Annotated in this window: 9 protein-coding genes; 8 read left to right on the top strand and 1 reads right to left on the bottom strand. The window is 38.8% G+C overall.

Annotated features, from left to right (window positions below):
* Positions 1-260: 260 nt before the first annotated feature.
* The 4 genes from fusA to ACLTU0_RS08070 all read left to right on the top strand — a co-directional run bounded on the left by fusA (position 261) and on the right by ACLTU0_RS08070 (position 4957).
* Entirely contained in the window at positions 261-2330 is a 2070-nt protein-coding gene (gene fusA, locus ACLTU0_RS08055; protein WP_412321984.1) for an elongation factor G, read from the top strand.
* Positions 2331-2565: 235 nt separating this feature from the next.
* Complete coding sequence (locus tag ACLTU0_RS08060; protein WP_022230603.1) at positions 2566-3675, top strand: ABC transporter ATP-binding protein; 1110 nt, start codon at positions 2566-2568, stop codon at positions 3673-3675.
* Between the two features lie 94 nt (positions 3676-3769).
* On the top strand, positions 3770-4723 hold the full coding sequence (locus tag ACLTU0_RS08065) for a calcium/sodium antiporter (protein ID WP_412321986.1): 954 nt from the start codon (positions 3770-3772) through the stop codon (positions 4721-4723).
* Positions 4724-4732: 9 nt separating this feature from the next.
* Positions 4733-4957 (top strand): hypothetical protein, encoded by a 225-nt coding sequence (locus tag ACLTU0_RS08070; protein ID WP_022230605.1) that lies wholly within the window; start codon positions 4733-4735, stop codon positions 4955-4957.
* 355 nt (positions 4958-5312) lie between these two features.
* Here ACLTU0_RS08070 and aroF read toward each other — a convergent pair whose 3' ends face one another.
* Positions 5313-6326 (bottom strand): 3-deoxy-7-phosphoheptulonate synthase, encoded by a 1014-nt coding sequence (gene aroF, locus ACLTU0_RS08075; protein WP_337871254.1) that lies wholly within the window; start codon positions 6324-6326, stop codon positions 5313-5315.
* A gap of 156 nt (positions 6327-6482) precedes the next feature.
* On the opposite strand from aroF, the gene tadA reads away from it, so the two are divergent.
* The 4 genes from tadA to ACLTU0_RS08095 all read left to right on the top strand — a co-directional run bounded on the left by tadA (position 6483) and on the right by ACLTU0_RS08095 (position 11030).
* Positions 6483-6935 carry a tRNA adenosine(34) deaminase TadA gene (gene tadA / locus ACLTU0_RS08080; protein ID WP_022230607.1) on the top strand — a complete coding sequence of 151 codons (453 nt, stop codon included), beginning with the start codon at positions 6483-6485 and terminating at the stop codon, positions 6933-6935.
* Between the two features lie 64 nt (positions 6936-6999).
* Positions 7000-8721: an S-layer homology domain-containing protein gene (locus tag ACLTU0_RS08085; protein ID WP_412321988.1), complete on the top strand. Its 1722-nt coding sequence runs from the start codon at positions 7000-7002 to the stop codon at positions 8719-8721.
* Between the two features lie 11 nt (positions 8722-8732).
* Positions 8733-9407 (top strand): S-layer homology domain-containing protein, encoded by a 675-nt coding sequence (locus tag ACLTU0_RS08090; protein ID WP_412321990.1) that lies wholly within the window; start codon positions 8733-8735, stop codon positions 9405-9407.
* Positions 9408-9788: 381 nt separating this feature from the next.
* Entirely contained in the window at positions 9789-11030 is a 1242-nt protein-coding gene (locus ACLTU0_RS08095; protein ID WP_412321992.1) for a glycosyltransferase family 39 protein, read from the top strand.
* Positions 11031-11215: the final 185 nt, after the last annotated feature.

Here is an 11215-nt window from a genome sequence, read left to right on the forward strand (position 1 = left end):
AAGTTCCTCCAAAGTCGAAACTTTAGATTTTAAGTCATTTCTGCCGCGCATGTCGCCAGAAATAATTTTTAATGAGGGGGTATCGGAAAGACGTCCGACGCTCGCAGAGCGGTTTTGCCAACGGCAAAACTACTGAAAAAGTACCTCAAACTCCCATAAATAAAGTAGACAAAACCATAAAGGTTTTGTCTAAAAGAACATACAAAAAGCGATAGCCAAATAAAATGAACGAAAAATATTATATTAGGAGGGTCAATCAAATGAAAACGTATTCAATGGACGCAATTCGGAACATCGCCGTTATGGGACACGGTAAATGCGGTAAGACAACGCTTACAGAGGCAGTGCTGTTCAATGCGAAAATGACCGACAGAATGGGCAAAGTCGCTGACGGCAACACTGTAACGGACTATGACGGTGAAGAAATCAAAAGACAATTCAGTATTTCAACCGCTCTTGCAACGGTAGAGTGGAAAGATATGAAATACAATATGATAGATACACCGGGCTTTTTTGATTTTGTCGGTGACGTTAAAGAGGGTATCCGTGCGGCGGATTCGGCACTTATTGTATTGAGCGGAAGAAGCGGTGTAAGCGTCGGTACGGAGAACGTGTTCAGATACGCAAAACAAAGAGGTGTGCCGATTATGTCCTTTGTCAACAAAATTGATGATGACAGAGCGGATTATCAAAAAACTCTTGAGGAAATGAAAGAAAAGTTCGGAAAATCAGTAACTCCGTTCGTTTATCCGATAAGAGAGGGTGACGAATTCAAAGGCTTTGTCGATATTGTCGATATGACGGCAAGAAGATACGAAGGACAGGACAGAGTGGATATTCCTGTACCCGACGGTATGGCGGAAATTGTCGCACCGCTTAGAGAAATGATTATGGAGGCTGTTGCCGAAACCGATGAGGCACTTATGGTTAAGTATTTCAACGGTGAAGAATTTACTTTTGACGAAATTAAGCAAGCTATAAGAAAAGGTGTTAAGGACGGTGTTATTTATCCTGTATACTGCGGCAGCGGTCAGGATAATATCGGTGTGCGTTCGCTTATGGACGGTATGGGTAAGTATTTGCCTGCTCCGTCGGAAATTGAGGAAATCGCGAGAGTTGCCGACACAGGTGAGCCTGTTGAGCTTGTACAGAGTGAAACGGAAACAACGGCGGCGGTTGTATTTAAAACAATCGCAGACCCTTATGTTGGTAAGATGTCGTTGTTCAGAGTTTATTCCGGTGAGGTGAAGGGTGACAGCACACTTTACAATCCGAACAAGGACGTAAACGAAAAGATTGGCAAGGTATTTAATCTTTGCGGTAAAAAACAGCTTGACGCAAAGTCGATAAAAGCCGGTGACATCGGCGCGGTTGCAAAACTTGAAAGCACAAAAACAGGTGATACATTATGTGAAAAAGGTAAGAATATCATACTTACCGGTATTGAATTTCCGCAGCCTGTTTTATCTATGGCGATTAAACCGCAGACAAAGGGCGATGAAGAAAAGATTATAAGCGGTATTAACAAGCTTATGGAGGAGGATCCGACATTCACAATTACAAACAATACCGAAACAAAGCAGACTCTTATAAACGGTCAGGGCGAACAGCATATTGACGTTATTATAAGCAAATTAAAATCAAAATACGGTGTCGGCGCAGTTTTGGAAGACCCTATTGTTCCGTATCGCGAAACAATCAAGGGCAAGGCTACCGTTGAAGGCAAACACAAGAAACAATCGGGCGGTCACGGTCAGTACGGTCACGTAAAGATTGAATTTGAGCCGGGTATGTCGGAAGATATGATTTTTGAAGAAAAAGTATTCGGCGGTTCTGTGCCTAAAAATTATTTCCCTGCCGTTGAAAAAGGCTTGCGTGATTCGTGCCAGAAAGGTGTGCTTGCAGGTTATCCCGTTGTGAACTTGAAAGCCACATTACTTGACGGTTCGTATCACCCTGTTGATTCGTCGGAAATGGCATTTAAGACGGCGGCGGCTATCGCGTACAAAGAGGGTTTAAAACAGGCTAACCCTGTCTTGCTTGAGCCTATCGGCTACTTGAAAGTATATATTCCTGAAAATATTATGGGCGATATTATCGGTGATATTAATAAACGCCGCGGCCAGATTATGGGTATGGGCGAAAGCGATAAAGAGGGACTTAATATGGTTGAGGCTGAAGTGCCTATGTCCGAAATGTTCCGTTATGCGACCGACTTGCGTTCTATGAGTCAGGGCAGAGGTATGTTCTCGTTTGAGTTTACCCGTTACGAGCAAGCTCCGTCAAATGTTGCCGAAAAAGTTATACAAAGCTCAAAAAATAAAGAGTAATCAAACAAAAAACTCCTTTTTGTCATATGATCAAAATATGTTTAGTTAATTTTACTAAAGAATAAAAAGTATTTTTGTGAATTATACGACTAACAATTTGTATTTAAATATGTTATCATATATATATCAAAAAGATGTATTATAAAGATAACAATACACTTAAACAAGCAGAATAAATGAAATCTGGTTTATTTTGTATAACAATTTTTCTTGGACGAGAGGGGAACAATTAATTATGGCAGATTTACAATTAAAACACATTTACAAAAGATATGCAGGCGGCGTTACTGCTGTAAGTGACTTTACACTTGACATTGACGATAAGGAATTCATCATCCTTGTAGGTCCTTCAGGTTGTGGTAAGTCAACAACTCTAAGAATGGTTGCCGGTCTTGAAGAAATTTCAGAAGGTGAACTTTATATAGGCGGACGTCTTGTAAACGACGTTGCTCCTAAAGACAGAGATATTGCAATGGTTTTCCAAAACTACGCTCTATATCCTCATATGACAGTATTTGAAAATATGGCATTTGGTCTAAAGCTTAGAAAAACTCCAAAGGACGAAATCAAGAAGCGTGTTACAGAAGCTGCAAAGATTCTTGACATTGAGCATCTACTTGACAGAAAGCCGAAGGCTCTTTCAGGCGGTCAAAGACAGCGTGTTGCTATGGGACGTGCAATCGTTCGTAATCCTAAGGTATTCCTTATGGACGAACCTCTATCAAACCTTGATGCAAAGCTAAGAGTTGCAATGAGAACTGAAATTAAGAAGTTACATAACAAACTTCAAACAACATTTATGTACGTTACTCATGACCAGACAGAGGCTATGACAATGGGTACTCGTATCGTTGTTATGAAGGATGGTGTTATTCAACAAGTTGATACACCTGCTAACCTTTATACAAAGCCTGATAACGTATTCGTTGCAGGATTTATCGGTTCACCGCAAATGAACTTCGTTACTGCTACACTATCAAAGGAAAACGGCAGCGTATACGCATCATTTGGCGATAACAAGATTATGATTCCTAACGGTAAGGTTACACCTGAACTTGAAGGTTATATCGGTAAGGAAGTAATCGTTGGTATCAGACCTGAAGATATTCACGATGACGAGGCATTCATTTCAAGCAGACCTGAGGCTGTATGTAATGCATACGTTGAAGTTACTGAAATGATGGGTGCTGAAACATATTTGTATCTTGAACTTGCAGGTGAACAGTTCACAGCAAGAGTTAATCAACGTTCAACAGCTAAGATTGGTGATACAATCAAGGTTGCATTTGAAACAAACAAAATTCATATCTTTGATAAGGATACAGAAATGGCTATCGTTCACTAATTCGATTAGACAATTTAATTGTAGACAAAACCCATATGGGTTTTGTCTACTTTGCTTTTATGAGGAATTACAGAGGAAAAGGAGTTTATATGTAATGATCTTGATGATTTTATTTTTGGTGATAGGGTTTGTGCTTTTGGTTAAAGGTGCGGATTTGTTTGTTGACGGTGCGTGTGATTTGTCGGCAAAGTTGAGAATTCCGGCATATATAGTCGGACTTACGGTAGTGGCGTTCGGAACAAGTTTGCCCGAGGCGGCGGTTAGCATAACTGCGTCACTGCAAGGCAGTAATGAAATTGCAATCGGTAATATAATTGGATCAAATATATTTAATACGCTTGTTGTACTTGGTGCAAGTGCTTTGTTCGCACCTGTTGCTGTAAAAGGAAATATCCTAAAACGTGATTTTCCATTCTGTATCGGTATAACCGCTGTAATGATTGTGCTTTTAATGACATTAAATCATGGTGATATTGCATTGACAAGATTGGACGGTATTATACTTCTTGCATTGTTTGCGGTGTTTATGGTCGGTTCTGTTGTGATGGGTAAGAAAGAAAGCAAATTAATTGAAAGTGCGGAGGATAGCGAAAAGGCAGATTTGCCAATGTGGAAATGCCTATTGTTTATAATAATCGGCTTTGTCGGTGTTGTGGTCGGCGGTCAGCTTACTGTTAAAGGCGCAAAGGAACTTGCACTTATGGCGGGAATGAGTGAAAGAGTTGTCGGTCTTACCGTTGTGGCAATAGGTACATCACTTCCTGAACTTGTGACTTCGATTGTTGCCGCAAGAAAACAACAAAATGATATTGCGGTAGGTAACGTAATCGGCTCGAATATATTTAATTTGTTGTTCATTCTCGGAATATCGGCGACGATCGGTAAAATAGGTACTGACTTTAATGTGGTAATTGACGGTTGTGTGTTGATTGGAATATGCTTGTTTACTTATATTTTTGCACTTGCTAATAAAAAGATTAATCGCCCTTGCGGTGTGGTTATGATTTTTATGTATGTGGCATATACGGTGTATTTGTTGGTAAGATAAGGGGGTTTTATGAAAAAGTATTATATAGGCGGGCTGCTGACTTTGGTTACGATTGCTTTTGCAACGGTAACTTTGGCAGTGAATAAAGATGTGATTGGTTATCGCAGATATATATATACACCGCCCACAAAAGCAGGTAGTATTGTGTTTGTTGCTTTTGCGATATACATAGCTGTTTTGTCAGTCGGTGCCTTGGTTTATGCGATTTACAGACACTTTCATAAAGATGAATAGTTGTGTAGTAGGGGCGACAGTTGGTCGCCCTTTTTGTGTGATTAAGTTTGCTATCGTTTATGAGAATTTCGGAGTGGCGACCGGTGGGCGCCCGTTTGCGTGATTGAAATTCAATAGAGAGCCACCCCTCAGTCGACAGTGTCGACAGCTCCCCTCAAGGGGAGCCTTACGGGATTTGGCGGAAAATAAAAAGCCTCCCATTGAGGGGAGGTGGCACGAGGAACGAGTGACGGAGGGGTGGCTACTTGCAAAATCAAAAATAAAATATGGCTACATACAAAATTGCAAACAAATGCGGTGGTGCTGTTATCTGAAAATTTGCAAACAAAAAGGCAGTCAATCGACTGCCTTTAAATTAACCTAAAATTTTACCTTCAAACTCAACACGCTTCTTAACTGTCTGCATAACATTGTCAAACTGCTGCGGAGTAAGTGATTGAGCACCGTCGCACAATGCTTTCTTTGGATTATTATGAACTTCAATCATAATACCGTCTGCACCTACTGCGATAGCCGCTTTTGTAAGCGATTCAACCATCCACGGCAAACCTGTTGCGTGACTTGGGTCAACGATTACAGGCAAGTGTGAAATTGACTTTAATGCCGGTATTGCCGAAAGGTCAAGAGTATTTCTTGTGAATGTTTCGTAAGTTCTGATACCTCTTTCGCAGAAAATAACCTGTTCGTTACCGCCTGCCATAATGTATTCCGCACTCATAACCCATTCTTCGATTGTGCTTGAAAGACCACGCTTTAAAAGTATAGGCTTATTGCATTTACCAAGTTCCTTTAAAAGTTCAAAGTTCTGCATATTTCTTGCACCGACTTGAATTATATCAACATCTTCAAACAAATCAAGATGTGCCTGATTCATAATTTCTGTAACTATCGGAAGTCCTGTTGCCTTCTTTGCCTCAAGAAGAATTTTAAGACCTTCGTCATGAAGTCCTTGGAATGAATAAGGTGATGTTCTCGGCTTGAATGCACCGCCTCTTAAAAATGAAGCACCGCTCTTTTTAACTGCTTCGGCTGTTTCTGTCATTTGCGGAACTGTTTCTACCGAACAAGGACCTGCAATGACGCTGAAATGACCTTCACCTACTGTTCTGCCGGCAATGTTGAAAATACTGTTATCCGGGTGGAACTTGCGGTTTGCAAGCTTGAACGGCTCGGAAACTCTCTTAACGTCTGCGACTACGTCGATAGTCTTTAAATCGTCTGTGTCAAGAGTTGAAGTATCACCGATAATACCAACTATTGCGGAATTTTCGCCCTTACTGTAATGATGGTCAAAGCCCATGTCCTCCAGTTGCTTTAAAAGTGCGTTTACCTCGTTTTGTTCTGCGTTTTGTTTTAGAATTACAATCATTTTTCATATCTCCTTTTCTACCATACTACATCTTACCGACGATTGTATATCGGCAAGCAACAACCAACGCGGTTGCTTATCACATTTTACTACTATTTTTGACATATGTCAAGAGGTGTGATAAAATAAGGTTATATCTACTGAATGGAGAATTATATGGAAGAAAAATTTATGAAAGAGGCACTGAAGCAAGCAAAAAAAGCCGCGTCAATCGGTGAAACTCCAATCGGTGCGGTTATAGTGCGTGACGGTGAGATTATCGCAAGAGGGTACAACAAGCGTGAAACCAAGAAAAACGCATTACTTCACGCCGAAATAATAGCGATAAACAAGGCTTGCAAAAAACTCGGCGGTTGGAGATTACCGCGATGTGAAATGTATGTTACGCTTGAGCCTTGTCCGATGTGTGCAGGGGCGATTATTAATTCACGCATTGAAAATTTGTATTTCGGTGCGTATGACAAAAAGTCCGGTTGTGCCGGTTCGGTTATCAATTTATTTGAAAGCGGTATGTTCAATCACAATGTCAATGTGACAGGCGGTATAACGGAAGATAAATGTGCAAGCATATTGACTGAATTTTTTAGAGAGTTAAGAAAAAAGAAATAGACTGTTTTTTATATTGCAATTTATTTACAGATGTAATATAATAAATTTTAAGGGGTGATTTTTAATGAAAATAAGAAAAATTATATCAGCTATACTTACTATGTCTGTTATGTCGGCTTGCATAATACCTATTGCAAAAGCGGACGGATTGTATTCGGAAAAATTCGATATGACGAAAGTAAAAGCAGACAAGACGGACGGTGTTACGAAAGAAGTGGAAGTGCCTGACGGTGACTACACTGTAACGGTAACAACAGGCGGAAAAACAGAAACAAATGCGAATATTTATATAAACGGCGGTGAACGTGTAAGAGCGTACACGCTTGAGGCAGGCGAAACACAGGAAAATGAACAGCCTGTTGTGCCGAAAAACGGAAAAATCACTGTACAGGTTAAGGGTGACAACCCTAACGTGACGGAAATAGAAATAGAACAGTTACCGACACGAGAAAAAGCCGAAAAACCTACTATATATATTGCAGGTGATTCAACGGCACAAACTTACAACTATACAAAGGTATACCCTCAAACAGGTTGGGGACAAGTTTTTGCCGATTATTTTAATGACGATATAATTATTGAAAACCGTGCAATGGGCGGAAGAAGTTCAAAGAGTTATGACAACGACGGCAGACTTGACAGAATACTTACAGAAATGCACCCTGGTGACTATGTGTTTATTCAGTTCGGTATAAATGACGGTGCTGAAAATAAACCGGAAAGATACATAAGTGTTGAGGACTACAAAAAGTTAATTACAGACAAGTATATCGGTGAGGTTGAAAAACGCGGCGGAACACCTGTGCTTATGACTGCAAATGCGGCTGCTTGGTGGGACAAAGAAAACAACTGTTTTATGGAGTCGCGAAAAGATTACGCAGACCCTACGCGTGAAATCGCAGAAGAAACAGGCTGCAAATTTATTGATGAAAATAAAATCGTGACAGATGCGTGGAACAGTATGAGTAAGAATCGTGTTTTGTCGGGCTATTTTATATGTGAGCCGCTTGAAAGTAAGGCTTATCCGTCAGGTACGAACGACACCACTCATATGAAAGCCAAAGGCGCAAAGAGAGTTGCAAAGCTTATTGCGGATGCAATTCCGGAAAATGTGCCTGAACTGGCAAAGTATTTAAAGGGTGACGAAACATTTACGGATATACAAGGTCATTGGGCGGAAGATGTTATAAAAACACTTGCAGAGAATGACAAAGTATCGGGAGTCGGTGACGGAAAGTTTAATCCCGACGGAACTGTAACGCGTGCGGAATTTTTGAAAATGGCGATGGATTCGTTGGGCATAGTCGGTCACGCATATCGTGACGGCGAATGCCTTGACGCAACAAATGATGATTGGTATTGCTACTATTTGCAGGGTGCGTTGGATAAGGATATTATTCCTGAAGAAATGATTGAGGACTGTGATTTTACAAATGTTACAAAAACTCTTAAAGAATCAACAGAGAAAGAAAAGGCTGTCAGAGCTAATGTAAATGTTTATACGGGTAAGTTTTACGGTGATAAGCCTATTACTCGTGAGGAAATGGCTGTAATTGCAACTCGTTGCAAAAATTATAAAATGAGAAACTGGAGAGACTGGGACAATGAAAGACGTATTCCTGTTTTTTCGTTTAAAGACAGTGATGAAATTGATGAAAAATATATAAGTTATGTAGTACATGCTTATAATTTGAAATATATAGACGGTATGGAAGACGGTCGCTTTGCACCGAAAGAGAATTTGACACGTGCACAGGCGGCGGTTGTAATGAATAATTTAAAATAGGAGAAATAGGAATGAATATAAAGAAAGTAGTCGCAGTGGCATTGATATTGTCGTCAATGACGGCGGTATCGGCAAGTGCGGCTGAATTTAACGACATCAAAGGTCATTGGGCGGAAGAGGTTATCAATGAGCTTGCCGACAAAGATATTATACACGGTGTTTCGGATACAGAATTTAATCCGGACGGAACTGTAACGCGTGCAGAGTTTTTGAAGATGGCTTTGGGTACAGTCGGTATTGCCGATGTGCCGTACAGGAGCGGCGAATGTCTTGATGTTACCGCGTCCGATTGGTACGGAGGTTGTGTGCAAAGTGCACTCGACAAAGGCTTGATACCTGAAAATATGATTGGCAATTATGCAGCAAAGATAACAGACGGCAAGGCTATTTACAGTGGCTTTTTTGACGGCGATAAGCCGATAAAACGTGAAGAAATGGCGTATATGGTTTATATGCTGTATCAATACAGTTGTGATGAGGAGGAGTCTTATAATATACTTACTCCTGTCGATTTACAGCTTGATGATGTAAGCCAAATATCGCAATGGGCATTGGACGGCGTCAGATATGCGTATACAAACGGCTTAATATCGGGTATGGACGATGATACGTTCAGACCGCAGCAAACCGCAACTCGTGCGCAGGCTGCGTCTATTATAAGCAGATTACTTGATAAAACGGAATAGAGGTGTAAGAAATGTTTAGCAAAAAAACAATCAGAATTATTTGTCTTGTTACCGCAATAGCTATGGTTGTACCTATTTGTATAGGTATTATCAGTATGTTTGCAGGTGTTAATTAATGTTTAAGGAGAAGTACATATGAAGAAAAAAATCATATGGTTATTTTATTTGTTGTTTGCAATATGTTTTACTTTTACTGCAATAAATATAATATTGCATAATACATATTATAAAGCATTGCACTTGATTTGTGTTACAACAATATGCTTAGTCGGGTTGACAATAATATATAAAAACCTTTCCAAAAACGAGAAATTCATTGAGAAAAATTATAATAAGATACTTATCTCATTTGGTATAGGTATGTTTATAATAGAGATTGTATTGGGAATTGCATTAAGGTATGATCCGTTGTGGGATGTTGGCGCGATACATAAAGGTGCTATTGAATGGGTTGAAACAGGGACGTTTGAAAATTATTATGAATATTTCTATAGATTTCCTAACAATCTTGCGGCAATGGCATTTTTGCATTTGTTTTTCAAAATTGCATCAATATTTGGAATTAAAGACTATTTTGCGGTTTCTGTCGTAATAAACAGTATTATGGTAAGCTGTACAACAGTAATAGTATCACTGATTTGCAAGAAAATAGCTGACGTAAAACATGCTGTTTTTGCATTGGTACTGTTTGGATTCAGTGTGCAATTCTATTTTTTGGGCGGTGCTGTGTATACTGATATGCTTTCTGTTATGTTCCCGGTATTATTTTTCTATTTATATCTGAACTCTAAAGAGCAATCGGGAAAAAGAAAAATAATTACATATATATTAATGGGACTGACAATTACAATAGGAAGTTTGAATAAATTCACTGTAATCATAATTGCTATAGCGGTAGGCATTGATTTGCTCATAAACAGAAAATTCAAGGAGTTTACGAAAATTCTTGTCAGCGTAGTGAGTATTATGATGATATTTAATGTAACATTTAATTTATATATGTATTCTTCTCATTTGGACAGACAAACGGCTAATGGTGAAAATACACCGTATAATCATTGGGTCATGATGGGGCTTAAAGGTGATGGTGTATATAATCCTGAGGATTATGAGTTTACAAGGAAATATGATTACGATGAAAACAGAAACAGTAAGATAAATAAAGAGATTTTCGATAGAATAAAAAAATTGGGTTTTTGTGGTATATTTGATTTGGCAATGACAAAATCAACAGCAGATTTCGGAAACGGAACATATGGTGCTGAAGATTTTTATAATTGTAATCCTCAAACCGATACAAAGTTGCATAATTGGATTTTGCCCGAGGGGAAGAATTATAAAAAGTATGCAACATATGCAACATCAATGCATATTGCAATATTAATTTTGATGTTAACTGCTGCATGGGGATTTGTATGCTCTGATGATGAAAAACGTAAAAAGATGTTTTCATTGTATTTGACGATATTTGGAGTATATTTGTTTTTGCTTTGCTGGGAAACAAACCGAAGATATTTTTCAAATTTCGCACCTGTAATATTTATTTGCGGAACTTTGGGTATTGATAAATTTATAGAGGTTTGTTTGAGAACTAAAGAAAAAATTAAATGTGGTTTAAAATAGGCTGATAAAGGAACTGTAACGATTTGTTACAGTTCTTTTTTATTGTAATCGATGCAAATAGTATGTATAATAAGAAATAATCCACAATATATAGTATAATGAAAAAAAGTTCAAAAAAAATGAAAAAAAGTTCAAAAAAAATGAAAAAAAGTGTTGACAAAAGGGGTAATAGAGTGTATAATAAT

The organism is Hominilimicola sp., assembly GCF_046972485.1.
Lineage (GTDB): Bacteria > Bacillota > Clostridia > UBA1381 > UBA1381 > Hominilimicola > Hominilimicola fabiformis.

Excerpts from the sequence above, each read along its gene's own strand:
- ACLTU0_RS08070 (WP_022230605.1), top strand. The coding sequence starts at position 4,733 with ATGAAAAAGTATTATATAGGCGGGCTGCTGACTTTGGTTACGATTGCT.
- ACLTU0_RS08090 (WP_412321990.1), top strand. The coding sequence starts at position 8,733 with ATGAATATAAAGAAAGTAGTCGCAGTGGCATTGATATTGTCGTCAATG.
- tadA (WP_022230607.1), top strand. The coding sequence starts at position 6,483 with ATGGAAGAAAAATTTATGAAAGAGGCACTGAAGCAAGCAAAAAAAGCC.
- fusA (WP_412321984.1), top strand. The coding sequence starts at position 261 with ATGAAAACGTATTCAATGGACGCAATTCGGAACATCGCCGTTATGGGA.
- ACLTU0_RS08060 (WP_022230603.1), top strand. The coding sequence starts at position 2,566 with ATGGCAGATTTACAATTAAAACACATTTACAAAAGATATGCAGGCGGC.
- ACLTU0_RS08085 (WP_412321988.1), top strand. The coding sequence starts at position 7,000 with ATGAAAATAAGAAAAATTATATCAGCTATACTTACTATGTCTGTTATG.
- aroF (WP_337871254.1), bottom strand. The coding sequence starts at position 6,326 with ATGATTGTAATTCTAAAACAAAACGCAGAACAAAACGAGGTAAACGCA.
- ACLTU0_RS08065 (WP_412321986.1), top strand. The coding sequence starts at position 3,770 with ATGATCTTGATGATTTTATTTTTGGTGATAGGGTTTGTGCTTTTGGTT.